Below are 25,926 nucleotides of genomic sequence, written 5' to 3' on the forward strand. Positions count from 1 at the left end.
GTCGACCCCGAGGAGGCCGATCAGGCCTTGCGCAGGTTGCGCAGCACGTACTGCATGATCCCGCCGTGCCGGAAGTAGTTCGCCTCGCCCGGGGTGTCGATCCGGACCACGGCGTCGAACTCGACGTCGCCGGCCTTCACCTTCACCGTGCGCGGCGTGGGCCCCTCGCGAAGCGCGGTCACGCCCGTGACGGAGAACTCCTCCTCGCCGGTCAGGCCGAGCGAGTCGGCGCTCTGCCCCTCGGGGAACTGCAGCGGCAGCACGCCCATCATCAGCAGGTTGGAGCGGTGGATCCGCTCGTACGACTCCGCGATCACGGCCTTCACCCCGAGCAGCAGGGTGCCCTTCGCCGCCCAGTCGCGCGACGACCCGGAGCCGTACTCCTTGCCGGCGAGCACGACCAGCGGCGTACCGGCCGCAAGGTAGTTCTCGGAAGCCTCGAACACGGTCGTGACCGGCGCCTGGTCACCCTCGCCGATGGTGAAGTCGCGGGTGAAGCCACCCTCCGTGCCGGGCGCCAGCTGGTTGCGCAGCCGGATGTTCGCGAAGGTGCCGCGCACCATCACCTCGTGGTTGCCGCGGCGTGAGCCATAGGAGTTGAAGTCACGCTGCTGCACGCCATGCTCGGCGAGGTACCTGCCTGCCGGGCTGTCCTTCTTGATCGCACCCGCCGGGGAGATGTGGTCGGTGGTGACCGAGTCACCCAGCTTGAGCAGCACCCGCGCGCCCTCGATGTCGGTGACCGGCGTCGGCTCGTCCGGCATGCCGTCGAAGTACGGCGCCTTCCGCACGTAGGTCGAGTCCTCCTCCCAGGCGAAGGTGTTGCCCTCCGGGGTGGGGAGCGCCTTCCAGCGCTCGTCACCGGCGAAGACGTCGGAGTAGTCCGAGGCGAACATCTCGGCGGTGATCGCCTGGCCGATGACCTGCTCGACCTCGGTCGGCGACGGCCAGATGTCCTTGAGGAAGACATCGTTGCCCTCGGTGTCCTGGCCCAGCGGGTCGTTGAACAGGTCGACGTCCATCGACCCGGCGATCGCGTAGGCAACCACCAGCGGCGGGGACGCGAGGTAGTTCATCTTGATGTCGGGGTTGATCCGACCCTCGAAGTTCCGGTTGCCGGAGAGCACCGACACCACAGCGAGGTCATTGTCGTTGACGGCCTTGCTCACCTCGGGGATGAGCGGACCGGAGTTGCCGATGCATGTCGTGCAGCCGTAGCCGACCAGGTTGAAGCCGAGCTTGTCGAGGTACGGCGTGAGGCCGGCCCGCTCGTAGTAGTCCGAGACGACCTTCGAGCCCGGCGCGAGGGTGGTCTTCACCCACGGCTTGCTCTGCAGGCCCTTCTCTACGGCCTTCTTGGCGAGCAGTGCCGCCCCGATCATCACCGAGGGGTTGGAGGTGTTGGTGCACGACGTGATCGCCGCGATCGTGACGGCGCCGTGGTCCAGCTCGAACTCGGTGCCGTCGGAGTAGCGCACGTGTGCCGGGTTGCTCGCCCGACCGCCGTCGGACGGAGCACACGAGAGGTAGTCACGTCGCGGAGTCTGTCCATGCACGCTCTCGTGGGCCGCCGGGACGTCGGACGCGGGGAAGGACTCCTCGAGCGCCTCGTCGTACGCGCCTACCTTCGGAGCCGCCTCGTGGGTCACGTAGGTCTCGAGAGCACCGCGGAAGGACTGCTTGGCCTCGGTGACCTGGATCCGGTCCTGGGGACGCTTCGGGCCGGCGATCGACGGCACGACCGTCGACAGGTCCAGCTCGAGGCTCTCGGAGTAGCGCGCCTCGGGGCTGTCGGCGTCGTGCCACATTCCCTGCTCCTTGGCGTAGGCCTCGACGAGCGCGAGCTGCTCGTCGCTGCGACCCGTCATCCGCAGGTAGTTGATCGTCTCGCCGTCGACCGGGAACACCGCGATGGTGGAGCCGTACTCGGGGCTCATGTTGCCGATCGTGGCGCGGTTGGCCAGCGGTACGGCGGCAACTCCCTCGCCGTGGAACTCGACGAACTTGCCGACCACACCGTGCTGACGCAGCATCTCGGTGATCGTCAGCACCAGGTCCGTGGCCGTCGAGCCCTCGGGCAGCTCACCGGTCAGCTTGAAGCCGACCACCCGCGGGATCAGCATCGACACCGGCTGGCCGAGCATGGCTGCCTCGGCCTCGATGCCACCGACGCCCCAGCCCACCACACCCAGGCCGTTGACCATCGTGGTGTGGGAGTCCGTGCCGACCAGGGTGTCGGGATAGGCCTGGGTCACGCCCGACCCGTCCGCCGCCTCACGGGTGAAGACCACCCGAGCCAGATGCTCGATGTTGACCTGGTGCACGATGCCAGTGCCCGGGGGCACCACCTTGAAGTCGGTGAAGGCACCCTGTCCCCAGCGCAGGAACTGGTAGCGCTCGCGGTTGCGCTCGTACTCGATCTCGACGTTGCGCTCGAAGGCGTCGGGGCTGCCGAAGACGTCGGCGATCACGGAGTGGTCGATGACCATCTCGGCGGGCGCCAGCGGGTTGATCCTGGACGGGTCACCACCCAGGTCGCTCATCGCCTCGCGCATCGTCGCAAGGTCGACGACGCAGGGAACACCGGTGAAGTCCTGCATGATCACGCGGGCGGGCGTGAACTGGATCTCCTTGTCCGGCTGGGCGTTCTCGTCCCAGCTCGCGAGCGCCCGGATGTCGTCCGCGGTGATGTCGGCGCCGTCCTCGGTGCGCAGCAGGTTCTCGAGGAGAACCTTCAGCGAGTACGGCAGGGTCTCGACGGCGCCCTCCGGGACACCCTCACCACCGACCGCACCCAGCCGGAAGATCTCGTAGGCCCTGCCGCCCACGTCCAGCGTGCCCTTGGCTCCGAAGCTGTCGACACTCGCCATCTGCGCGTCTCCTCATCCATCTGTCTCTGTCGCGCCCATCTTGCCCATCCCGACGGGTCCGCGGGAAGACAGGCTGATCTAAGGGGTCTCGTCCAACTATCTTGATATCAAGATACATGAGATCGAGTAAAACCGCGAGCAGGCGCCCGCGGGGCTTCTCGACCCCCCGGAACTAGTCCTCCCGTGCCATGTCGGGCCGCGCGGTAGCGGCCTAGGCTCTGCGCCACCCCGCATCAGGAGGCGTCACGATGACGGCCGACTCGAACACCCCCCTCTCCCGGCCGCGTGGTCCGCGCTGGGCACTCCTCGCCCTGCTCGTCACCCTGGCGCTGACCGTCGCGACGTTCGCGCCGGGTGCCGGTGCAGCCCCCGCGCAGCCGAGCCCGAGCCGCCCCGCGACGAGCCGGATCCAGTACACGTCCAAGACCGTGCTGGTCCCGAAGAAGACAGCGCGACAGCAGCTGAAGTCGGTGTCGAAGGACGGCGCGACGTACACCTTCAAGAAGCGGACCGGCGCGCTGCGCAAGCTCAAGCCCGGCAGGGTCATGCTCCTGCCCCATCTGGCCGTGCGCGACGTGACCAAGGTGAAGAGGCATCACGGCCGGCTCGTGGTCCGCACCCGACCGGCCGCGATCACCGACCTGGTGAAGTCCGGCTCGATCTCCCTGAGCAGCCCGATCGACTTCAAGAAGGGCTTCGTCATCGGTCGGTCTGCTGTCCCACCAGAGGCACGCGAACGTGCCGGGTCGGTTGCCTCGAAGCTGGGCATGGTCCCGCTGTCCACCCCCGGAGGCGTGAAGGTCTCCGGGTCCGTGGAGGGCTATGACTTCGAGGCGACGTTCACCCAGGAGAAGAGCGCTGTCGCGGTCAGCATCACGGTCAGTCGCAAGACCCCGGTCAAGCTCGACGTCACCCTCACCGGCACCCTGGACAACCTTCGGACCGCAGGCAACGTCTCGGTCAGCAAGGGTCGGCTCACCCGGGCGAGGATGCTCGCCAACCACCTCCGGGGCTCGTTCAAGCTCGAGTACGCAGCTCAGCCGATCTCATCGTTCGGGCTCGGTCAGGCCGGAGGCATCAGGGTGGAGCTGCCGGCCGAGATCGTGGTTCCCTTCTTCGTCGGGCCGGTCCCCTTCTTCCTCGGCGTGCGGGTGGCGATCTTCGTCGGCGCCGGGTTCTCCAGCTTCGACCAGAAGCTCAGCGGCCAGTGGTCGATGACGTACGACGGCGAGGGGGGCATCACCGCATCCAGCTCCGGCGCCACCTCGCCGGCAGGGGTCCTCGACGGCCTGGGCAAGATCATCCTGAATGCGATCAACGCCGTGAAGACCGGTCCGATCACCTTCGTCTTCGGGGCTCAGATGCCCCAGCTCCAACTGGGACTCGGGGTCAAGGGCTTCAACGTGGCCGGCAACGTCACGCTGATCGGGAACACCGAGATCGCGACGTATGGATCGGGCTGCGACACCCGCAAGATGGAAGTCCTCGGCACCGCGGGAGCCAATGCCAGCTTCTTCGGGCTGTCCGCCGACTTCGGCACCGCGACGCTCTTCGACAAGACCGTCCGGGCGGCCTATCCCGCCGGGTGTGGAACCGCACCATGAGTCGCAGTGCGCGTCACAGAGACGTCAGCAGCGCGACGCATTCGACGTGATGCGTCATCGGGAAGAGGTCGAGGCAGCGCAGCGCAGCGAGCCCGTAGCCGGACGCGGCAAAGTAGGCCAGATCCCGGGCCAGTGCGGCCGGGTCACAGGCGACGTAGGCGACCGCGCGCGGCGCCAGGCCCGCGATGTCCTCGACGATCCGACGCTTCGCACCGGCGCGCGGGGGGTCGAGGACCACCAGGTCGACCGGCTCCTGGCCGCGGTGCAGCCACCGGTCCACCCGGTCAGTCACCACGGACGCCTGGGGTAGGTCGGCGAGGTTGCCCGCGGCGTACGCCGACGCCCGCCGGTCGCTCTCCACCGCGACCACCGAGCCGGCGGCCCCCACGGCGCCGGCGAGGAAGGCGCTGAAGAGCCCGACGCCGGCGTACAGGTCGAGCACCCGCTCCCCCGGGCGGGGCGCCAGCTGCTCGAGCACCGTCTCGACGAGCGCCCGCGGTGCACCGGGATGCACCTGCCAGAACCCGTCTGCGGCGACCCGGAACCGGCGGCCCAGGACCGTCTCGACCGCGTCGTCGGGATCTTCCGGCCTGCCGCCGACCGTCACCCTGCCATCGGGATGCTCGATCGGGCAGTCAACGACCTCCACTACGTCGTGCGAGCGGTGCTTGCGCAGCCCGCGCCGTCCGCCCGGGAGCGCGACGTACTGCATCCGGGTCCGCCAGCGCAGACCGTGGTCGTCGCCCGGCACCGCCTCGCACTCGACGTCGGCCTCGATTCCGGCGAGCCGCTGGAGCTGCTCGCGGACCACCGCTGTCTTCAGCCGACGCTGCTCGGCCACCTCCACGTGCTGGAAGTCGCAGCCGCCGCATCCGTCGGGTCGAGCCAGGGCGCACGGCGCCGACACCCGGTGCGGGGACGGCTCGAAAACCTCGATCGCGTCGGCGCGCAGGAACCGGCCGCCGCCTCCCGCCGGCTCCTCTGTGACACGTGCCCGGACCCGCTCACCGGTGAGTGCGTGCCGGACGAAGACCACCCGGCCCTCGTGCCGCGCCACGAAGTGACCGCCGTGCGCGACCGGACCGATCGTCAGATCGAGCTCGTCGCCCACCGCGGGCCCCGCCATCGGCTCGGAACCGCCGGTCACCGATTCGTCCGGTTGACCCGGCCGCGACGCACGTCGCCGGGACGGTAGCGGTAGAGCTCGCGGTCCTCGCGCAGCTTGCCCACCTCGCTGCCACGCAGCTGATAGGGCACCGACGTCACCATCACGCCCGCGGCGAACAGCAGCCGACCCTTGAGCCGGAGCGCGGTCTGGTTGTGCAGCAGCTGTTCCCACCAGCGGCCGACGACGTACTCCGGGATGTAGACGGCGACCACGCCGCGCGGGTTGGCGTTCCGGATCTCGAGGGCGTACTCGACGATCGGCCGGATGATCTCCCGGTACGGCGAGTGCAGCACCTTCAGCGGGATGTCGATGTGCTGGGCGTCCCACTCGGTGAGCAAGGCGTCGGTCACGACAGGGTCGGCGCCGACGTAGACCGCCTCGAGGACGTTCGGACGGGTCGCCTTGGCGTAGGCGAGCGCACGCATCGTCGGCTTGTGCAGCTTGGAGACCAGCACGATCGCGTGCACCCGGGTGGGCATCACCTGGTCCTCGTCACCGATGACGAGCTCCTCCTCGACGCGGTCGTAGTGCCGCCGGATCGCCTTCATCAGCGCGAAGAAGACCACCATGGCCAGGATCGCGATCCAAGCGCCCGCGAGGAACTTCGTGACCAGGATGACCACGAAGACGACGGCGGTCATGGCCAGGCCGATCGTGTTGATCACCCGCGACCGGATCATCCGCCGCCGCTCGCCCGGGTCACGCTCCGTCTTGAGGTGCCGGGTCCAGTGCCGGATCATCCCGAGCTGGCTGAGGTTGAAGGACACGAAGACGCCGACGATGTAGAGCTGGATCAACCGGGTCGGCTGCGCATCGAACGCGATGATGAGGACGATTGCGAAGCCGGCGAGGATCAGGATGCCGTTGCTGTAGGCGAGCCGGTCGCCCCGAGAGCCCAGCTGGCGTGGCATGAACCCGTCGCGGGCGAGGATCGAACCGAGCACCGGGAAGCCGTTGAAGGAGGTGTTCGCGGCGAGCACGAGGATGATCCCGGTGACCGCCACCACGAAGTAGAAGCCGGGCGAGAAGTTGCTGAACACCGCCCTGGCGATCTGCGCGACGACCGTGTGCTCGTCGAACGACGCGGGGAACGGCCGGTAGTGCGCGTCCCGCAGCCGGCTCATCGCGTCCGGATCGGTGGGGTCGACGTACTTGATGCCCATCTGGTGCGCCAGCACGATGATGCTCATCAGCATCGTCACGGCGATGGCGCCCAGCAGGAACAGTGTCGACGCGGCGTTGCGGCTCTTCGGCTTGCGGAAGGCAGGCACGCCGTTGGAGATGGCCTCGACACCGGTGAGCGCCGCACAGCCGGAGGCGAAGGCACGCGCGAGCAGAAAGATCAGTGCGCCCGTCGAGATCGCGTGGTCGTAGCCCGGCGCGGGCGTGATGTGGTAGTTCGCGCTCTCCACCTGCGGCAGGGTGCCGGTGATCGAGCGGATCGCGGCGTACACCGCCATGCCGATGATCCCGACCATGAACCCGTAGACGGGGATGGCGAAGGTCTTCCCCGACTCCCGGACACCGCGCAGGTTCATCGCAGCGAGGACGACGACGAGGACCACCGCACACGGCGCGGAGTGCTTGGCCATGAACGGGATCGCGGAGCCGGCGTTCTGCACGCCCGACGAGATCGACACGGCGACGGTGAGCACGTAGTCGACGAGGAGCGCGCTCGCCACGGTGACGCCGGCCGTCGGCCCGAGGTTGACCGTGGCGACCTCGTAGTCACCACCACCGCTGGGGTAGGCGTGCACGTTCTGCCGGTACGACGCCACGACGGTCAGCATCACCAGTGCGACGGCTATGCCGATCTTCCAGCTGAAGGTGTACGCCGAGGCGCCCGCCAGCGAGAGCATGATGAAGACCTCGTCGGGCGCATAGGCAACCGACGAGAGCGCATCGCTGGCGAACACCGGGAGCGCGATCCGCTTCGGCAGCAGCGTCTCCCCCAGCTGGGAACTGCGGAGCTTCTGCCCGAGCAGGATCCGCTTGGAGACGTTTCCCACACCCACAACGGATCAGGCTAGAGCAACAGCGACCGAATCGTGGCACGCGCCCGTCCGTCCCACCGGCGGATCTCTAGTAGCGTCTGGACCGTGCACGTCGTGATCATGGGCTGCGGCCGGGTCGGCTCGGCCCTCGCGCGCTCGCTGGAGGACCGCAACCACACCGTCAGCGTGATCGACACCGAGCCGGACGCGTTCAGGCGCCTCGGCCCGTCGTACAACGGGCTCAAGGTCACCGGCTACGGCTTCGACCGGGCGGTGCTGACCGAGGCGGGGATCGAGCGCGCCGACGCTTTCGCGGCGGTCAGCAGTGGCGACAACTCCAACATCATCGCCGCTCGCGTCGCCCGCGAGACCTTCGGGATCGAGCAGGTCGTGGCCCGGATCTACGACCCCGGCCGGGCCGCGGTCTACGAGCGCCTCGGCATCACCACCGTGGCGACTGTGCGCTGGACCGCCGATCAGGTGCTCCGTCGGCTGCTGCCCGCGGGAGCGGAGCCGAACTACCGCGACCCCTCGGGGACGATCAGGTTGGACCAGGTGCCGATCAACGAGGCGTGGATCGGCCAGCGCAGCGTCATCTTCCAGGAACAGTCCGGAAGCAGGATCGCCTGGATCGATCGCCTCGGGGAGGGCATGCTGCCCACCCGGGAGACGGTGCTGCAGGAGGGCGATCTGCTCCACCTGGTGATGCGCGAGGAGAGCGCCAGCCACGTGTACGACGTGTTCGGCGGCGGTCCGGAGGACGACTCATGAATCGCGCGACCCGTCCGATCCACGCACCATCCATGAGAGGTGAGCGATGAGGGTCGCCATCGCCGGCGCCGGCGCCGTGGGCCGCTCGATCGCCCAGGAGCTGATCGCCAACACCCACCAGGTCCTGCTGATCGACAAGGACCCCGGCTCGATCAAGCCCGATCGGGTGCCCGATGCCGAGTGGCTGCTCGCCGATGCCTGCGAGATGTCCTCGCTGGAGGAGGCCCGGCTTCAACAATGCGATGTGGTGATCGCCGCGACCGGGGACGACAAGGTCAACCTGGTCGCCTCGCTGCTGGCCAAGACCGAGTTCGGCGTTCCCCGGACGGTCGCCCGGGTCAACCACCCCAACAACGAGTGGCTCTTCACCGAGGCGTGGGGCGTCGACGTCAGCGTCTCCACCCCGCGGATCATGTCGGCCCTCGTCGAGGAGGCCGTCACGGTCGGCGACCTGGTGCGACTCTTCGAGTTCCGCCAGGGCAACGCGAACCTGGTCGAGATGACCCTGCCCGCCGACTCTCCGTACGTCGGCAAGCCCGCGGGACTGATCCCCTTTCCGGAGAACTGCGCGCTGGTGACCATCCTGCGCGACCGGCAGGTCTACACGCCGTCGGCAGAGCAGCCGGTCGAGGCCGGCGACGAGCTCCTGTTCGTCATCCCGGCAGAGGCCGAGGAGGAGCTGGAGTCGCTGCTCGCTCCCACCGAGCACCACTGAGACGCGCGTCGATTCGCTCGACGAGCCCTCAGCGCCGTAGACTGTGAGCAACAGCCCGCTCGGTCTTGCCGCGGGCCTGCCGCGCGGATCTTCGGTCCGCGCCCTCGCACCAGCGATGCGAGCACAACGCTTCCTCGTCCCGCCGCCGGCGGGCCAGCACGGTGAGACACACCACCGAAAGCGACATCCCGTTGCCCAGTTCCAGCTTCCATGACCTTGCCGTGCCCGCACGCCTGGTCTCCGTGCTCGCCGAGCGCGGCATCGACACCCCCACCCCCATCCAGTCCGCCACGCTGCCCGACTCGCTCAGCGGCCGCGACGTGCTCGGCCGAGGCCGCACCGGCTCCGGCAAGACCTACGCGTTCCTGCTGCCCGTGGTGGCGCGGCTCAGCGGCGGACCGTCCGCCCGCCCCAAGGCGCCTCGCGCCCTCATCCTGGCGCCGACCCGTGAGCTCGTCGGCCAGATCGAGGAGGCGCTGCGTCCGCTTGCCGACACCGCGGGCCTGACCACCCGCACCGTGTTCGGTGGAGTCGGTCAGAACCCCCAGGTCCAGGCGCTGCGCCGCGGGGTCGACATCGTGCTCGCCTGCCCGGGCCGGCTCGAAGACCTCATCGGGCAAGGCCACTGCACCCTGGCCGACGTGCAGGTCACCGTCCTCGACGAGGCCGACCACATGGCCGACCTCGGCTTCCTGCCCGCCGTACGACGGCTGCTGGGGCAGACCCCACAGGGTGGTCAGCGGCTGCTGTTCTCGGCCACGCTCGACCACGCCGTCGACGGGCTGGCCAAGCGGTTCCTGTCCAGCCCGGTGACCCACCAGGCCGACTCCCCGGGCTCGCCAGGTCTCGACATGGAGCACCACGTGCTGCACGTTCGCCACGACGACCGGATCTCGATCCTGGTCGACCTGGCCAGCGCGCCCGGCCGGACCGTCGTCTTCACCCGGACCAAGCGCGGCGCCCGCAACCTCGCCCGCCAGCTGAACAGCCGCGGGGTCACCGCGGTGGACCTGCACGGCAATCTGAGCCAGAACGCCCGGCAGCGCAACATGGCAGCATTCCACGCCGGCGAGGCCACCGCCCTGGTGGCCACCGACATCGCGGCCCGCGGGATCCACGTCGACGACGTCGCGCTGGTCGTGCACGCCGACCCGCCCGCCGAGCACAAGGCCTACCTGCACCGCAGTGGCCGGACCGCGCGCGCCGGGAACGCCGGAACCGTGGTCACCCTGGCCACCGACGACCAGCTGCGCGACGTACGGGTGCTGACGAAGGCGGCCGGGATCAAGCCCACGACGACCCGCATCGACAGTGCACGACACCCGCTGCTCGCCGAGCTCGCGCCCGGTGAGCGGGTGATCGTGCCCGGCGGCCTCGCGCTCGCCGAGCCCACCGCGCCCTCCCGCCCTTCGGGCTCGGGCAGCGCCCGCCGTCGCAGCTCCGGCGCGGGCAGTTCGCGCGGCAGGTCGGGGACGGCCGCACGATCGGGCGCCACGTCCAGCACGGACGGCAAGCCCGGCGGCAGGCAGACGAGCGGCAGGAAGACGAGCAGCGGCCGCTCGGGTGGCGGCGGCAAGGGCCGCCGCGGTGGCGCCGGAGGCTCGAGCGTCGCCTACTCGACATCCTCGTCCTCGCACAGCGCCGCCTCGTTCAGCTCCGGGCGGCGCTGAGCCGCGGTCAGTCAGCTCGGCAGCGCGGCCAGCGCCGCCGTGATCAGCGGCAGGTCGACCCCGCGCGCCACGTCGAGCCCGGTCAGCGCGGAGACGCGCCGCAGCCTGTTGTCCACCGTGTTCGGGTGCACGCCGAGCTGGTCCGCCGTACGGCGCCGGCTGAGCGCCTCGGCGAGGTAGGTGCGCAGCGTCACCAGCAGGTCGGGGTCGTCTGCCAGTGGCGCCAGGGCGGCCGCCAGCTTCGGCCGCGCGGGCGTGTGCCGGGTGAGCTGGTACTCAAGGGCCATGTCGTCGAGGCGGTGCACGCCGGGCCCGCGGCCGAGCAGGCCGACCAGCTCCAGCAACTCCTCGGCCAGGTGCGCCGCGTCGCCGACAGCATCGATGCCGGCAGGAACCGCTGCCACGGTCAGCCGGGCGCGAGCGACTCGCCCAGCGGTCCCCACCAGGCGCTGGAGCCGATCCCACTCCTCCTCGGCGGGGTCGAGGCGGTCGAGCGGCACCAGCACGACACCGCCGGTCTCGGAGAGCCGGCTCAGCACCGATCCGGGCAGGTGCCGGCCCAGCTCCTGGCGGATCTGGCGCGCCGTACGCCGGGCGAGCACCGCGATGTCGATCTCGGGGTCGGTCTCCAGCCGGAACCCGATGGCGAGAACGAAGTAGCCGACCGGAAGCCGCGCACCTGCACGGGTCGCGGCAGCGTCGACGTCATCGCCGGAGAGCAACGCGTCGAGCAGCGCGTGCCGACGCGCCATCTCGTCGTCGCGCAGGAGCTCGTGCGTCTCCGCGTAGCCCTCGGCGAGGGCCGCGGAGACCTCGCGCAGGAACCGCAGGCTGAGTCGCTGCAGGTCTAGCACGGTGGCGAGGTCCTCGGGCCTGGCAAGCTGCATCAGCCGGTCGTGGCAGATCTCGACACCGAGGCAGTACGCCGCCACCAGCTGGCCGAGCGGAACACTGTCCTCGGCTCGTCGTGCGGCGCCCCGACGGGCATGCTGCAGCGCGCGGTCGTCGAGCTCCCCACAGCGAAGGGCACTCGCGAACAGCCGGATCCCCCGCGTGCAGGCCCGTCGTACCTCTGCCTCGACGTGGGAGCGCGGCAGGGTGGCGTAGACCGGCAGGACGGCGGCCAGCCGGTCCAGGATCTCGGCGATCAGGTCGTCACGAAGCCGGTCGATCAACTCGTCGACCGGACGTCCCGACAGACGCGGGACGTTGTGATCCGTCACAGCATGCCCTCCCGAAATCACGCATCCCTCCCAGCGCCGGACCGCCTGCGCCGGACCAGAATCACACACGGGCACCGACTCGGGAACCGTTCACCAGAGGGAGAACCAGATGCGCATCAGAGTCCGAGGAGCCGCGATCGCGGCCACTACCGCCGCACTCCTGGCCGTCGGAGGGCTGGGCAGCACCGCCACGGCAGCCAGCAGCTATCCGATCCAGCCCTACCTCTCCTCGGCGGCGATGGCCGCCGCAGGCGCACCCGATGCGCCTGCGCCCGGGATGAACCTGCCCTGCACGCTGACCGCCGCGCACCCCTATCCGGTAGTGCTGGTGAACGGCACCTTCTCGGTGATGGGGGACGACTGGGCGGCCGTCGGTCCGATCCTCGCCAACGACGGCTACTGCGTCGAGGGCACGAACTTCGGCGGCACCCCGGGCAACCTCATCCAGGCGCTCGGGCCGATCGCCGAATCCGCCCAGCAGATCGCCACGCTGATCGACCAGACCCGGGCGAAGTACCACGTCGACAAGGTCGACCTCGTCGGCCACTCGCAGGGAGGCATGCTCGCCGAGTACGTCGCCAAGGTGCTCGGCTATGGACCGAAGATCCACTCGATCGTGGCCTTCTCGCCGACCACGCATGGGACCACTCTGTCCGGGATCACCAACCTGGCCGCGGCGTTCCCCGGCGCGAACCAGCTCGTCGCCAGCGCGTGCCCGGCCTGCTACGACCAGGAGGTCGGCTCGGACGCGCTGAAGCCGCTGGACTCGGGACCGATCGCGGTCCGCGGGGTGACCTACACCGTGATCGAGACCCGGAACGAGACCGTGGTGACCCCGGTCGGGTCCTCCTTCATCAACGAGCCCGGGGTCCGCAACCTGTACGTCCAGAACTACTGCTGGAACGACAGCATCGACCACGCCGGACTTCCCTACGACAACACGGCGATCCGGCTGATGCTCAACGCGCTGTCGCCGTCGACCGCCAGGTCGCCGAACTGCTGGATCTCCTACGGCTACCCGGCGGTCCAGCAGTAGTCAGCTCAGCTCCTCGGCGATCCGGGTCGCCTCGACGTCGCTGACGGGGGTCTGGTTGCGTCCCAGCAACCAGACCATCCCGGCGAAGGCTGCGACCTGCAGCGGCCAGCCCATCACCAGCTTGCTGGTGCCGAGGGCGGCCACTGCGGTGTCGGTGCTCCACCAGCCGTGGTGCCCGGCGAGGTACATCGGCCCCTGGACGACCACCCGCAGGACGCACGGAAGCACCAGCAGCCAGGTCAGCCGGCTGCACAGGCGCACGACGGCGCCGTCCTTGTGCCATGCCGTCGGGTCGCCGGTGACGCTGCCGACCATGAAGCCGACGATGGGCCAGCCGATGAGAACGGTCAGCCCGATGCCGACGGCATAGGCGGCGTTGTAGAGCACACCGGGCAGGAAGTAGGCGAGCGCCTGGTCGCCCGCGTCGCCGCCACCCCGCGCGGCACGCCACGCGAAGAAGGTGCCGATCCCGATGCCGACCAGGGCGTTGAGCACGAACTGCGGCGTCGACCGCTGCACCAGACGTACGACGAGCAGCACCGCGGCGCAGACGACGCTGACCACGATCGCGAGCTCGAGCCGGTGGCTGGTCAGGAAGAGCACGGTGAACACGGCGGTGGGGACGGCTGCCTCGAGCATCCCCCGGACACCACCGAGCGCCTTGGACAGCTGGTGCCGAACCACCTGCTCGACGGTCTGGTTCGCGGCGTCCATCTCAGTACTTCAGGTCGTAGCGCGGGTTGTACATGATCCGGGCACTGTCGTGCTCGCCGATCCGGCCGGTGACCTGCACGGCGCGGCCGGGGAAGACGCCGGCGATGCGGCGCCGGCCGAGCCAGAGCACGGTGATGGTGTCGGTGCCGTCGTACAGCTCGGCCTCGAGGGCCGGCACCCCGCCGCGGGGCCGCAAGGTCACCGTGCGCAGCGTCCCCTGCACGGTGACGAGCTCGCGGTTGGGCGCGTCCTTGAGCGTGACCAGGCCGGACTTCTCGGCGTCTCGACGCAGCTCGCGGGCCTCCTCGTGTCCCGGACTGGCCCAGCGGCTGATCGACTGCCGCAGCCGGCTCTTCTCGGCCATCGGCTCAGTCCACCTGCTGGGCGTCGGGGGGCAGCCGCAGGGCCAGCGCCTGGCCGGGCGGCAGCGGCTCGGTGCCGCGTCGCACGACCATCCGGCGGATCGTGTCCTCCCAGTCGGCGGCCTGGGCGGGCTCCATCGCGGGTCGGCCCATCAGGACCGCGCGCACGAACCAGCGGGGCCCGTTCCAGCCGATCACCCGCGACGGCTGGAGGCCGGCGGTCCCGTCGTCGAGCTGGACCGGCAGCTGGCAGTAGAGCTCGGGGCCGAAGGGGCCATCCTGCTCGGTCGCGGTCCCACCACGCTGCGCGGCGTCGGCGGCGATCTCCTTGCGAGCGTCGGACCAGAGGTCCTCGCCACGCGCGGCGGCGAAGGCGCGCACCTCGAGCATGCCGTCCTCGCCGACCAGCATCGCGGCCAGCACCTCGCCGGACGCCTCGTCGACCTGGAGCCGCAACTCGCTCTCGACGTGCGGACGCAACAGCAGGCTGCCGAGGTCGAGGTACTCACCCTCGACGGGGTCGACCTCGGAGACGTCGCGCGGTCCGGCAGGCAGGGCCTGCTCGGTCGCGTCGTCGCCCTCGGCGGCGTCGTCGAACTCGTCGACCGGACCGGCCTGGTCGTCCTTCTTGCGTCCGAATCTCATCGTGTGAATCCTCCCGTGGAACCGTACCCTCCGGTACCTCGCACACTCTCGGGCAGCGCGTCCACCTCGACGAAGCTCGCTGTCTCGAACCGCTGGACGACCAGCTGCGCGATCCGGTCGCCGCGGGCAAGTGTCACCGGCGTGGTCGGGTCGAGGTTCACCAGGCAGACCCGGATCTCGCCGCGGTAGCCGGCGTCGATCGTGCCCGGGGCGTTCACGATCGAGATCCCGTGCCGATGGGCGAGCCCGGATCGCGGGTGCACCAGGGCGACGTACCCGTCGGGGAGCGCCAGCGCGATCCCGGTCGGCACCAGTCGGCGCTCCCCCGGCGCCAGGGTGACGTCGACTGCCGAGCACAGGTCCGCGCCGGCGTCGCCGGGGTGCGCGTACGCCGGAAGCGGCAGCTCACGGTCCAACCGCTTGATCTGGATATCCACCACGAGGAGGGACCCTATCTGCGCGAGGATGGTGTCGGGATGGGAGGCTTTGCACCATGTCGGAAGCGGGAGTGACGTACGCCGAGCGGCTGCGTGTCCCGCTGCGCTGGTGGGTGCAGGCCACCATGTTCCTGGCCACTCTCTGGCTGGCCTTCATCGTCGCCACACCTGCCTGGATCGCATGGTCCGCGACGGCCGTGCTGGTGGCGATCACCTATGGCATGTTCCTGCTCGTCGGCTCGGCCGCGATCGAGGTCCGGGACGGCGAGCTGTGCGCCGGTGCCGCCCACATCCCGCTGGGCCTGCTCGGCGACCCGGAGCCCCTCGACCGAGACGGCACCCGCCGAGTGGCCGGCGTCGAGGCCGACGCCCGCGCCTTCCTGCTGCTGCGTCCCTATCTCAAGCGGTCGGTGCGGGTGCCCGTCATCGATCCCGCCGATCCAACGCCGTACTGGCTGCTGTCCACACGGCGGCCCCAGCTCCTCGTGGACGCGATCACCAAGTCACGGTGACCGGTCCCCCCTCGGCCCCACTAGAGTGAGCGACATGGCCAAGAAGTCGAAGGACCCGAAGCCGCAGAAGCCACAGAACTCCAAGGCGTGGGCGGTGTTCTCGTTGGCGGCCACCCTCGGCGGCGCCACCGCCGCCAAGAAGGTGCTCAACACGTCGTGGAAGGCCGCCACCGGCAAGGAGCCGCCGGCGAATCCGGCCGACCCGGACGTGGCGATGGCCGAGGCGGTCGCCTGGGCAGCCGCCAGCGGCACGTTCGTGGCGCTCGCGCGAATGCTGGCGAGCCGTCGGGCCGCGAACTACTACGTGAAGTCGACGGGTCACCTGCCGCCGCAACTCGCGGCGGACAAGCCGATCGCGGAGGCCGCCGGCCAGGCCGAGGCCTGACCAGCGGTCAGGCGCAGTCGCGGCAGATCATCTTCTTCTCGTCGGCGAGCTGGCTGCGGTGGTGCACCAGGAAGCAGCTCATGCAGGTGAACTCGTCCTCCTGACGCGGCTTCACCTCGACGGCGAGCTCCTCGTGTGAGAGGTCTGCACCCGGCAGCTCGAAGGACTCTGCGGCCTCGGCCTCGTCCTCGTCGACCTTGCCGGAGTTCTTGTCGTGCCGACGCGCCTTGAGCTCTTCGAGGCTGTCCTCGCTCTGCTCTTCCTCGGTCTTGCGCGGTGCGTCGTAATCGGTTGCCATCGTGTCCTCTCCCGAAGCGGTGCCCCCATGTGCGGTGCCGCGCAGATTGTGCACCACGTTTCCAAAATCCGCACGCCCATTCCGTTCCTGCCCGCGGTTGTGTCGCTCAACGCCGGGAGTGCCCGGGATGTTCCCGCCCGCCGAGACGGCATCCGGACGGTGGTCCGCGGTCAGAACCCGCAGTCCCGCACCAGCCCGTGGAAGCGTTCCCAGGAGTGCTCCGGCGCACAGACCACGAGGCGCTTCCCACTGGCGCCGGTAGCCACCTCGACCCGCGCTCCTGCCTCGACCGCGACCAGCCCGCCGGCCGCGTCGTCCCACACTTCGGGCCCCTCCTCGACGTAGCCGTCGAGCAGTCCGCACGCCACCATGCAGAGGTCAAGCGCACAGGAGCCTTGGCGGCGGATGTCGCGTATCCGCGGGAGCATCCGCGCGACCGCGCCGGCCTGCGCGGCCCGCACGGACTGCTCGTAGTTGAACCCGGTCCCGATCAGCGACTGCGACAGCGGGACCGGCCCGCGCACCCGTACGGGCTCGCCGTTGCGCCGAGCTCCCCCGCCCCGGTGGGCGGTGAACTCATCGCCGTTGGCGGGGTTGCGCACCGCGCCCGCGACGATCTCGCCGTCGACCTCTGCGGCGATCGAGACGGCGTACCATCCCCAGCCGTAGAGATAGTTCACGGTGCCGTCGATCGGGTCCACGATCCAGCGCACACCGGTGCTGCCCGGCCGCTCGGCGCCCTCCTCGCCAAGCACGCCGTCGTCGGGACGCAGCTCGCGCAGCCTCCGCCGCACCAGGTCCTCGGTGGCCCGGTCGGCCGCGGTGACGATGTCGATCTCGCTCGACTTGGTGCCGGCGACCTCGACGCCGGCGCGGCGCATCCCGGCGGCGTTGGCCGCGCCCTCGCGGGCCACCGCCACCGCGAGGTCGAGGAGCTCCGTCGCGGAGGGAGTCACGCCAGCTGGCCGATGCTCGGCAGCTCGGCCCTCGGGTTCGGGCAGCAGGTGCGCTCGCACAAGTCCCACGGAGCCGGCAGGCTCCCCACCGCCGCCCTGGCCAGCTGCTCGCCGCGCTCGGTGGCGGCGCGCTCGAGCAGCAGCTCACGCAGCACCCCCACGAATCGCGGATCCACCCCGCAGGTGGCGGCACGGACGAAGCCGAGGCCCAGCTCGGCAGCCGTCGCCGCTGCCTCGGTGTCGAGGTCGTAGACGACCTCCATGTGGTCGGAGACGAACCCGATCGGCACCACGGCGACGGCACGCACGCCCTTGTCCGCGAGTGCCCGCAGATGGTCGTTGACGTCCGGCTCGAGCCACGGGACCCGCGGGGACCCGGAGCGCGAGCAATAGACCAGCTCGTGCGGGTAGCGGTGCCCGGTGTGGTCGCGGACCTGCTCCACCACCTCGTCGACGACGCTGCGGTGCTGGTTCACGTAGGCATCGCCGATCGGCCCGCTCGACTCGGCCATCATGGTCGGCACGGAGTGGGTGACGAAGACGAGGTGCGCCTGGTGGCGGTCCTCGTCGGCCAGCTCGGCGAGGGCTGCCAGCGTATTGTCGACCATCGGCTCGACGAACCCGGGGTGGTTGAAGTAGCCGCGCAGCCGGTCCAGGCGGGGTGCACCCTCGACGGCCGCCTCGGCACCGGCGAGGTCCTCGCGGTACTGCCGGCAGCCCGAGTAGGACGAGTAGGCCGACGTGACGAAGCAGGCCGCGCGGGTGACGCCATCGTCCCGCATCTGCGCAAGGGTCTCGGCGAGCAGCGGATGCCAGTTCCGGTTCCCCCAGTAGACCGGGATGCGAACGTCGTGCGACGCGAGGTCCTCCTCGACGGCCGCGAGCAGTGCCCGGTTCTGGTCGTTGATCGGGCTCCGCCCTCCGAAGCCGAGGTAGTGCCGGCCGACCTCGATCAGCCGTTCCTCGGGGATGTCGCGGCCGCGGGTCACGTTGCGCAGGAACGGGACCACGTCGTCCGGCCCCTCGGGCCCCCCGAAGGAGACCAGGAGCACGGCGTCGTACGGAGCCACGGAGGGCGCCGAGCCCGGGGACGCCCCCGGCGACGCCTCTGGGACGGAGGGAACGGGGAGCGAGCCGGCAGCCACGTCGCCATCCTAGGGAGCCGGCACCCGCGGCGGACCTAGGGTGTGCCGGTGCTCAACTCCTACCGCCGGGTGCTCACCGCCCGTACGACGCTGATGTCGGGCACCGGGATCCTGGCCAGGCTGCCGATCTCGATGATGACCCTGGGGATCGTGGTGGTGGTCAGCGCGGGCTACGGGTCCTATGGCCTGGCCGGCCAGGTCTCTGCGGCGTACATCGTGGGCAACGCGGTCCTCGCCGTGGTCCAGGGGCGCCTCGCGGACCGTTTCGGCCAGCGGCCGGTGCTGGCGGTCGATGCGGTCTTCTTCGGCGCCTCGACGGGCATGTTGGTGCGCGCCGTCACCGAGCATGCCGCGACCCCGTGGCCGCAGGCATGGGCGGCGCTGTGCGGGGCGACCATCCCGCCAGTGGGCTCGCTGGTGCGCGCCCGCTGGGCACATCTGATGGATGACGAGGTCGACCGGCACACCGCGTTCGCGCTGGAGTCGGTGGGTGACGAGGTCGTCTACGTCGCCGGCCCCACCCTGGTGACCCTGCTCTCGACGGTCTACGCACCTCAGACCGGTCTGCTGGTGGCCCTCGTGGTGGGTACGGCGGGGCCGCTGGCGCTCGCCGTACAGCGACGTACCGAGCCGCCGACGAGTCGCAGGGACGAGCAGAGGACCCGCGGCTCGATCCCGTGGGCAGTCATGACGCCGCTGACCCTGGCTGCGGCCGCCCTGGGCGCCCTGTTCGGAGCGATGGAGGTCGCCACGGTCGCGTTCGCGGCCGACGAGGGGCACCGCGCGGTGTCGGGCCTGCTGCTCGCGGCGCTGTCCCTGGCCAGCATGATCGCCGGGCTCCTCACCGGGGCGCGGCGCTCGGTACTGCCCCTGGCGAGCCGGATGCGGATGGGCATGACCGTCCTGACCCTCGGGTTCCTGGTCCTGCCGTTCGTCGGGTCGCTGTGGCTGCTCGGCACGTTGATGTTCCTCGCCGGCTTCGCGATCGCTCCGACACTGATCGCGATGATCTCGCTCGTCGAGGTGGTGACGCCCCGGAGCCGGCTCACCGAGGCGATGGCCTGGGTGCAGACCGGGCTCGCCGCAGGCATCGCCCCCGGTGCCTGGCTGGCCGGGGTGGTGGCCGACGACGCCGGCGGCTCGGACGCGTTCTGGGTGTGCGTCGCGGCCGGTCTGGTGGCGGTGGCCGGCACCTGGGCGACCCGACCGCCCGCCCTATCCTCTCCAGCATGAGCAGCTGGCAGAACTGGTCCGGCCTGGCCATCGCGCACCCCGCTCAGGAGCTCGCCCCGGCGACGGCTGCGGAGGTCGTGGACGCCGTCGTCGCGGCCCGCCACCAACGGCTCACCGTGAAGATGCCCGGCACCGGCCACTCGTTCACGGACATCGCGGTGACCGACGGCCTGCTCCTCCGACCGGACCGGCTGCGCGGCGTGACGGCGGTCGACCGCGATGCGATGACGGTGACCGCGCTGGCCGGCACGACTCTCCACGAGCTCAACGCGACGCTGGAGCGCCTGGGGCTCACCCTGCACAACATGGGAGACATCGCCGACCAGACGATCGCCGGAGCAACGTCGACCGGGACCCACGGAACCGGCGGAGTCAAGGCCTCGCTCTCCGCCCAGGTCGCGGCGCTGGAGCTGGTGGCCGGCGACGGCTCGGTGGTCCGGGCCTCCGCGACGGAGAACCCCGACGTGTTCGCCGTGGCCCGGCTGGGGCTCGGCGCCCTCGGGGTGCTCACCTCGCTCACCTTCGAGGTCGAGCCGGTCTTCACCCTGGAGGCGCAGGAGTCACCGCGCACGTGGGACCAGGTGCTCGGGACGCTGGACCGGCTCGAGGCCGACAACCACCACTTCGAGTTCTACTGGTTCCCCCACACCGACCGGTGCCTGGTCAAGGAGGACAACCGGGTCCTCGACCCGACCGCTCCGCTGGGCCGGGTGCGTCGCTACGTCGACGACGAGTTGCTCTCGAACACCGTCTTCGGGCTGGTCAACCGGCTGGGCAACCTCCGCCCCGCGCTGATCCCCCGGCTCAACGAGCTCTCGGGCCGTGCACTGTCCGCGCGCCGGTACTCCGACGTCCCGCACCGGGTGTTCACCTCTCCCCGGCGGGTGCGCTTCCGCGAGATGGAGTACGCCGTGCCCCGCGAGGTCGGTCCGCAGGCCCTCCGCGACGTGCGCCGTCTCATCGACAGGTCGGGGTGGCACATCAGCTTCCCGGTGGAGGTGCGAGTCTGTCCCGCCGACGACGTGGCGCTGTCCACCGCCTCGGGCCGCGACTCGATGTATCTCGCCTTCCACGTCAACCGACAGACCGACCACGCCGCCTACTTCTCCGGCGTCGAGGACGTGCTCCGCGGCTACGACGGGCGCCCGCACTGGGGCAAGCTGCACACCCGCACGGCCACCGACCTGGAGCCGGCGTACCCCCGCTGGGCGGAGTTCCAGGCCGTGCGGGACCGACTCGACCCGGACCGGGTGTTCGCCAACGCCTACCTGCGCCGGGTCCTCGGGGACTGACCGAACCGCCCCGCGGGGCTCCCGCACACGGCCCGAGGTTTCGCGTAGGCTCACCACAGAGTGGAAGCTCGCGGGTCGAAGGAGTCGGCAACGGATGACGGAGCTCACGCCGGTCGGGCTGAGCAAGGACGGCAAGCGGCTGATCCTGGTCAGCGCCAAGGGCGTGCAGTTCTCGGTCACCGTCGACCAGCGGTTGCGAGCCGCACTGCAAGGCGACGCTGCACTGCAAGGACAAGTTGGCCGGCTGGGTCAGTTGGAGATGACGATGGAGAGCACCCTGCGTCCCCGGGACATCCAGGCTCGCATCCGGGCCGGTGAGTCCGCCGAGGAGGTCGCCGCCGCGGCCCAGACCTCGGTCGATCGGATCATGGTGTACGCCGGTCCCGTGCTCGCCGAGCGCGCCCACATCGCGCAGAGCGCCCAGTCGTCCTCGATCCGGCGACGCGTCAGCGAGGCGCCTGCAGGGGCCCGCACCCTCGACGAGGCGGCGCTCGCCCACCTTCGCCAGGTGGGACTGCGCGAGGACGACGTGAGCTGGGACGCCTGGCGTCGCGACGACGGTCGCTGGACGCTGGTCGCCGACTTCGTCGCCACCGGTGAGCCTCGGCGGGCCGAGTTCACCTACGACGTGCCGGGGCGCTACGTCACGGCGGAGAACGACGACGCCCGGGTGCTGACCGGCGAGCTGGCCCACGAGTCCACCGCAGACACAGCCGCCGGATCGGGAATGGCCGCCGGCAGGGCCCGCGGACGCAGGCTGAGCGCCGTACCCGCCCAGGACGAGCTCCCCCTCGGCGACGACGCGATCGAGCTGGTCCGCGACCGCGACACCGATCCCGACGCCGATCTCATCGCCGACCATGCGGACGCCGACTGGATCGCCGAGCGTGCCGACCCGGCCGCCGGCTCCGATGACGAGCCCGTCGACGGCGCCGCCCCTGTCGACGAGCCGGTCGACGAGGCAGGCGTCTCCGCCGATGCGCAGGCCACCGCCGAGGGCGCCGAGGACACCGTCGAGGTGCCGACGCCGCCCCCCTCCAAGCGCAAGGGCCGCTCGTCGGTGCCCAGCTGGGACGAGATCATGTTCGGCGGCGGCAACAGCGAGTAGTCGAGTGACCCCAGCGGCGCAGCGCCGTTGAATGCTCTCGTGACCCGTCGCGACCGGACCCTCGTCCCCCTCCTCACCGCACTGCTCGCCGGCGTTCTCGCCCTCGCGCCCGGGGCCACGGCCACTGCGTCACCGACGCCGGGTGCGCAGCTGGCGCTCGCCCGCTCGCCGTACGCACCGCTGGATCGGCCCGGCCCGGAGCTGCACGTCCCGCACCGGGCCCTCGTCCGGGCGCTGAGCTGCCACGGGCGGCCGCACCACGGGCCCGAGCCCGTCCTCCTCAACCCCGCCACCGGGGTGACGCCGAAGCAGAACTACTCCTGGAACTACGAGCGCGCGTTCACCGCCCAGCACCGCTACTGGTGCGCGGTCACGATGCCGCAACACACCCTCGAGGACATCCAGCGCTCCGGCGAGTTCCTGGTCTTCGCGATCCGCTGGATGCACCACCACACCGCCCGACGGATCGCGGTGCTGGGGCACAGCCAGGGCGGCATGTCGATGCGCTGGGCGTTGCGGTTCTGGCCCGACACCAGGCGCATGGTCACCGACGTGATCGGGATGGCGGGATCCAACCACGGCACCACCGCGCTGCTGTGCGGCGAGCCCGTCCAACCGGCCTGCCCGCCGGCCGACTGGCAGCAGAGAGCCGGAGCCCACTTCATCCAGGCGCTGAACAGCCGCGCCGAGACGTTCCGTGGCATCTCCTACACCGAGATCTACACCCACACCGACGAGGTGGTCCGGCCCAACAGCAGCCCGGCGAACTCGTCGTCGTCGCTGCACACGGGGCGGGGCAGGATCACCAACGTCGCCACGCAGCAGGTGTGCCCGACCGACGTCTACGAGCACCTCACGGTCGGGACCGTCGACCCGGTGACCTACGCACTCGTCATGGACGCGCTCACCCACCGCGGGCCGGCGAAGCCGGCGCGGGTGCCCCGCACGGTGTGCGCCCGCCTCTACCAGCCTGGGGTCGACCCGACGAACGCACAGACCTACCTGCAGAGCCTGGCCGCCGTGCCGGGGCTGCTCACGGTGAGCACACCGCTCGATCTGGTCGGCGCGCCCGAGGTGCGCGCCGAGCCGAGGCTGCGCTGCTACGTCTTCCGGCACGGCTGCTGAGCCGGAGGTCACAGCCGCTCGACAGACGTGGTTACCGCTCAGTAATATTTCCGGCGCGGATAGCCGAACCCGGTCCGACCGAGTTGAATGGCTGTCTGGACTCCCTCCCCACACCCCGACCTCCCGAGAGTGGTTGATCGACCATGGCCTACTTCGTCACCGGAGCGACCGGATTCATCGGCAGGCACCTCGTCAAGGAGCTCGTGGACAACCGTGATGGCGAGATCTACGTGCTCTGCCGGGAGAGCTCGCTACCACGGCTCGCCGCGATGGCCCAGCAATGGGGCAACGACGCGCGGGTGATCCCGGTGGTCGGCGACCTGTCCAGCGACCACCTTGGCGTGGACCCCGATTGGATTGCGGCCAAGGCGGGGACCATCAGCCACTTCTTCCACCTGGCCGCGATCTACGACATGACCGCTTCCGCGGAGATGAACGAGCGCCTCAACGTCGGCGGCACCCGCGCCGCGCTCGCGCTGGCCGGGGAGCTGCAGGCGGGTTGCTTCCACCAGGTCTCCTCGGTCGCGGCGTCCGGTGACCACCGCGGCGTGTTCGACGAGTCGATGTTCGACGAGGGCCAGCGGCTGCCGTCCCCCTACCACCGAACCAAGTTCGAGTCGGAGAAGATCGTCCGCGACGAGTCCCCGGTGCCGTGGCGGGTCTACCGGCCGGCGATCGTGGTCGGCCACTCCGAGACCGGGGCGATGGACAAGATCGACGGCCCGTACTACTTCTTCCCGCTGTTCAAGCGGATGCGTGACCTGCTGCCGGGCTGGCTGCCCCTGGTGGGCGTGGACCTCGGCGACACCAACATGGTGCCGGTCGACTACGTCGCCAAGGCGATGGACCACCTCGCCCACGTGCCCGGCCACGACGGCGAGGCCTTCCACCTGGTCGACCCCGAGCCGCAGAGCACCGTCGAGGTGATGAACCTGTTCGCGGCGGCTGCGGGGGCGCCACAGTTCGCTGTGCCGGTGGACCGCTCGGTGACGTCACGGCTCCCCACCGCGCTGCTGCCCGAGTCGCTGCGGCCCGGTGCCCTGATCGGCGCCGCGCTGCGTACCCCGGTTGCCCACCTTGCGCTGAACCAGACCCTGGGGCGGCTCGGCATCCCGGCCGAGGTGCTCGAGCACGTCTCCTTCCCGAGCGTCTACGCCACCCGGCACACCGAGAAGGCGCTGGCCGGCAGCGGCATCGCCGTACCCGCCCTCGAGTCGTACGCCGGCACGCTGTGGTCCTACTGGGAGGAGTTCCTCGACGACTCCATCAAGGACGACAAGGCTGCCGTCGCGGCACTGAAGGGGAAGACGGTGGTCATCACCGGCGCCTCCTCCGGCATCGGACTGGTCACCGCCGTCCAGGTGGCCAAGGCCGGAGGCGAGCCGATCCTGATCGCACGGGGCAAGGACAAGCTCGAGGCGACCAAGGCGTTGATCGAGACCCAGGGCGGCACCGCACACGCCTATCCCTGCGACCTGTCCGACCTCGATGCGATCGACCAGCTCACCAAGACCCTTTCGGAGGACTTCGAGCACATCGACTTCGTCGTCAACAACGCCGGACGCTCGATCCGGCGCTCGCTGAAGCTCAGCGAGGACCGCTTCCACGACTTCGAGCGGACCATGCAGCTCAACTACTTCGGCGCGATCCGGCTGGTGATGGGCCTGCTGCCCACGATGCGCGCGCAGAAGTCCGGCCACATCGTGAACATCTCCTCGATCGGTGTGCTGACCAACCCCCCGCGCTTCTCGGCGTACGTCGCCTCGAAGGCCGCCCTCGACGCCTGGAGCAACGTGGTCAGCTCCGAGGTGGTCGGCGACGGCATCTCGTTCACCAGCATCCACATGCCGTTGGTTCGCACCCCGATGATCGCCCCCACCAAGCTCTACGACCGCTTCCCGACCATCAGTCCTGGACAGGCGGCCCGCAAGGTGATCACCGCGCTGGTCGACCGGCCGCACGAGATCAACACGCTCACCGGCAACCTCGGAGCCCTTGCGCACACGCTCGCACCCAAGGTCGCCTTCCGGGTCCTGCACCTCGCCTACCAGGTCTTCCCCGACTCGGCGGCCGCCCGGGGCGATGCCGAAAGCAGCAGCCGCAAGGAGAGCGAGCAGGTGATGCTGGCCCGGCTGCTCAAGGGCGTGCACTGGTGATCGGCCGCCCGCGGCCGCAGCCGTGGGCATCGGTCGAGATCAACGCACCGATCGACCTGGTCTGGTCGGTGATGCTCGACACCGACCGCTACGCGGAGTGGAACCCGTTCGTGGTCCGGGCCGATACCCGTACGCCGCCGCGCGTCGGACAGCCGATCCGGCTGCACGTGCGCTGGGCGAACGGGCGGGGCACGGTCTCACCGGAGCGGATCAGCGCCGTCGAGCCACCCACGGATGCGAGCGCCACCGCAGCCCGCATTGCCGCATTGGCCTACGTCTACGAGGGGCTGCCCGCCCGGCTGAGGCTGGTCCGGGGAACCCGCTGGCAGCGACTGACCCAACACGCGGACGGGCCCACCACCTACCACACCGTCGAGGAGTTCTCCGGCCCGCTGGTCCGGCTCGCCGGACCCGGCCGGGTCGCCGAGGGCTTCCGCCGGCACGCGGAAGCACTGAAGGTCCGGGCGGAGTCGATGGCAGGCGAACGGGCGTGCTGACCGGAGAGGT

24 protein-coding genes are annotated in these 25,926 nt (G+C 70.4%); 13 read left to right on the top strand and 11 right to left on the bottom strand.

The genetic code is table 11. The features are described from left to right. Positions 1–20: 20 nt before the first annotated feature. Positions 21–2,870, bottom strand: a complete 2,850-nt coding sequence (locus Q9R13_RS03870; RefSeq protein WP_310963758.1) for an aconitate hydratase — start codon at positions 2,868–2,870, stop codon at positions 21–23. Positions 2,871–3,118: 248 nt separating this feature from the next. On the opposite strand from Q9R13_RS03870, the gene Q9R13_RS03875 reads away from it, so the two are divergent. Beyond that, positions 3,119–4,474, top strand: a complete 1,356-nt coding sequence (locus Q9R13_RS03875; protein WP_310963759.1) for a hypothetical protein — start codon at positions 3,119–3,121, stop codon at positions 4,472–4,474. A gap of 13 nt (positions 4,475–4,487) precedes the next feature. Here Q9R13_RS03875 and Q9R13_RS03880 read toward each other — a convergent pair whose 3' ends face one another. Next, the gene (locus Q9R13_RS03880; protein WP_397218950.1) at positions 4,488–5,621 is read right to left on the bottom strand and encodes a class I SAM-dependent RNA methyltransferase; all 1,134 of its coding nucleotides are present in this window, start codon (positions 5,619–5,621) and stop codon (positions 4,488–4,490) included. After that, the gene (locus Q9R13_RS03885; RefSeq protein ID WP_310963760.1) at positions 5,618–7,657 is read right to left on the bottom strand and encodes an APC family permease; all 2,040 of its coding nucleotides are present in this window, start codon (positions 7,655–7,657) and stop codon (positions 5,618–5,620) included. Before Q9R13_RS03885 ends, Q9R13_RS03880 begins: the two co-directional genes overlap by 4 nt. Before the next feature lie 84 nt (positions 7,658–7,741). On the opposite strand from Q9R13_RS03885, the gene Q9R13_RS03890 reads away from it, so the two are divergent. The 3 genes from Q9R13_RS03890 to Q9R13_RS03900 all read left to right on the top strand — a co-directional run bounded on the left by Q9R13_RS03890 (position 7,742) and on the right by Q9R13_RS03900 (position 10,792). Then, positions 7,742–8,407, top strand: a complete 666-nt coding sequence (locus Q9R13_RS03890; protein ID WP_310963761.1) for a potassium channel family protein — start codon at positions 7,742–7,744, stop codon at positions 8,405–8,407. A gap of 46 nt (positions 8,408–8,453) precedes the next feature. Then, positions 8,454–9,122 carry a potassium channel family protein gene (locus Q9R13_RS03895; RefSeq protein ID WP_310963762.1) on the top strand — a complete coding sequence of 223 codons (669 nt, stop codon included), beginning with the start codon at positions 8,454–8,456 and terminating at the stop codon, positions 9,120–9,122. A 221-nt stretch (positions 9,123–9,343) separates the two neighbouring features. Further along, positions 9,344–10,792 (top strand): DEAD/DEAH box helicase, encoded by a 1,449-nt coding sequence (locus Q9R13_RS03900; protein WP_310963763.1) that lies wholly within the window; start codon positions 9,344–9,346, stop codon positions 10,790–10,792. 11 nt (positions 10,793–10,803) lie between these two features. On the opposite strand, the gene Q9R13_RS03905 is transcribed toward Q9R13_RS03900, so the two are convergent. Continuing rightward, positions 10,804–12,015, bottom strand: a complete 1,212-nt coding sequence (locus Q9R13_RS03905; protein ID WP_310963765.1) for a PucR family transcriptional regulator — start codon at positions 12,013–12,015, stop codon at positions 10,804–10,806. Positions 12,016–12,124: 109 nt separating this feature from the next. On the opposite strand from Q9R13_RS03905, the gene Q9R13_RS03910 reads away from it, so the two are divergent. After that, a complete protein-coding gene (locus Q9R13_RS03910; RefSeq protein ID WP_310963767.1) occupies positions 12,125–13,051 on the top strand; it encodes an esterase/lipase family protein in 927 nt (308 codons plus the stop codon). On the opposite strand, the gene Q9R13_RS03915 is transcribed toward Q9R13_RS03910, so the two are convergent. Genes Q9R13_RS03915 through dut form a run of 4 tightly spaced genes read right to left on the bottom strand, consistent with a single transcriptional unit; the run spans position 13,052 to position 15,212 of the window. After that, positions 13,052–13,765 (bottom strand): DUF3159 domain-containing protein, encoded by a 714-nt coding sequence (locus Q9R13_RS03915; protein ID WP_310963769.1) that lies wholly within the window; start codon positions 13,763–13,765, stop codon positions 13,052–13,054. Between the two features lies 1 nt (position 13,766). Continuing rightward, entirely contained in the window at positions 13,767–14,129 is a 363-nt protein-coding gene (locus Q9R13_RS03920; RefSeq protein ID WP_310963771.1) for an OB-fold nucleic acid binding domain-containing protein, read from the bottom strand. Between the two features lie 4 nt (positions 14,130–14,133). Beyond that, positions 14,134–14,772 (bottom strand): DUF3710 domain-containing protein, encoded by a 639-nt coding sequence (locus Q9R13_RS03925; RefSeq protein ID WP_310963772.1) that lies wholly within the window; start codon positions 14,770–14,772, stop codon positions 14,134–14,136. Beyond that, complete coding sequence (gene dut / locus Q9R13_RS03930; protein ID WP_310963773.1) at positions 14,769–15,212, bottom strand: dUTP diphosphatase; 444 nt, start codon at positions 15,210–15,212, stop codon at positions 14,769–14,771. Before dut ends, Q9R13_RS03925 begins: the two co-directional genes overlap by 4 nt. Positions 15,213–15,265: 53 nt before the next feature. Here dut and Q9R13_RS03935 point away from each other — a divergent pair, with 53 nt between their 5' ends. Further along, a complete protein-coding gene (locus Q9R13_RS03935) occupies positions 15,266–15,721 on the top strand; it encodes a DUF3093 domain-containing protein (RefSeq protein ID WP_310963774.1) in 456 nt (151 codons plus the stop codon). A gap of 34 nt (positions 15,722–15,755) precedes the next feature. Further along, positions 15,756–16,106 (top strand): DUF4235 domain-containing protein, encoded by a 351-nt coding sequence (locus tag Q9R13_RS03940; RefSeq protein WP_310963775.1) that lies wholly within the window; start codon positions 15,756–15,758, stop codon positions 16,104–16,106. A 7-nt stretch (positions 16,107–16,113) separates the two neighbouring features. On the opposite strand, the gene Q9R13_RS03945 is transcribed toward Q9R13_RS03940, so the two are convergent. The 3 genes from Q9R13_RS03945 to Q9R13_RS03955 form a co-directional block, all read right to left on the bottom strand. After that, positions 16,114–16,404, bottom strand: a complete 291-nt coding sequence (locus Q9R13_RS03945) for a DUF4193 domain-containing protein (RefSeq protein WP_310963776.1) — start codon at positions 16,402–16,404, stop codon at positions 16,114–16,116. Positions 16,405–16,574: 170 nt separating this feature from the next. Next, positions 16,575–17,360: an inositol monophosphatase family protein gene (locus tag Q9R13_RS03950; protein WP_310963777.1), complete on the bottom strand. Its 786-nt coding sequence runs from the start codon at positions 17,358–17,360 to the stop codon at positions 16,575–16,577. Then, positions 17,357–18,505 (bottom strand): ferrochelatase, encoded by a 1,149-nt coding sequence (locus tag Q9R13_RS03955; RefSeq protein WP_310963778.1) that lies wholly within the window; start codon positions 18,503–18,505, stop codon positions 17,357–17,359. Before Q9R13_RS03955 ends, Q9R13_RS03950 begins: the two co-directional genes overlap by 4 nt. Positions 18,506–18,553: 48 nt before the next feature. Between Q9R13_RS03955 and Q9R13_RS03960 the strand changes: the two genes are divergently transcribed. From Q9R13_RS03960 to Q9R13_RS03985, 6 genes are all read left to right on the top strand, one after another. Continuing rightward, entirely contained in the window at positions 18,554–19,738 is a 1,185-nt protein-coding gene (locus Q9R13_RS03960; RefSeq protein ID WP_310963779.1) for an MFS transporter, read from the top strand. Beyond that, a complete protein-coding gene (locus Q9R13_RS03965; RefSeq protein WP_310963780.1) occupies positions 19,735–21,030 on the top strand; it encodes a D-arabinono-1,4-lactone oxidase in 1,296 nt (431 codons plus the stop codon). The genes Q9R13_RS03960 and Q9R13_RS03965 overlap by 4 nt, the downstream gene beginning before the upstream one ends. 94 nt (positions 21,031–21,124) lie before the next feature. Then, entirely contained in the window at positions 21,125–22,138 is a 1,014-nt protein-coding gene (gene sepH / locus Q9R13_RS03970) for a septation protein SepH (protein WP_310963781.1), read from the top strand. Positions 22,139–22,177: 39 nt separating this feature from the next. Continuing rightward, positions 22,178–23,263 (top strand): esterase/lipase family protein, encoded by a 1,086-nt coding sequence (locus tag Q9R13_RS03975; RefSeq protein WP_310963782.1) that lies wholly within the window; start codon positions 22,178–22,180, stop codon positions 23,261–23,263. 143 nt (positions 23,264–23,406) lie between these two features. Then, positions 23,407–25,419, top strand: a complete 2,013-nt coding sequence (locus tag Q9R13_RS03980; protein WP_310963783.1) for an SDR family oxidoreductase — start codon at positions 23,407–23,409, stop codon at positions 25,417–25,419. Beyond that, on the top strand, positions 25,416–25,916 hold the full coding sequence (locus Q9R13_RS03985) for an SRPBCC domain-containing protein (RefSeq protein ID WP_310963784.1): 501 nt from the start codon (positions 25,416–25,418) through the stop codon (positions 25,914–25,916). The genes Q9R13_RS03980 and Q9R13_RS03985 overlap by 4 nt, the downstream gene beginning before the upstream one ends. The last annotated feature ends 10 nt before the right edge of the window (positions 25,917–25,926 follow it).

This window comes from Nocardioides marmorisolisilvae, from assembly GCF_031656915.1.
Lineage (GTDB): Bacteria > Actinomycetota > Actinomycetes > Propionibacteriales > Nocardioidaceae > Marmoricola > Marmoricola terrisoli.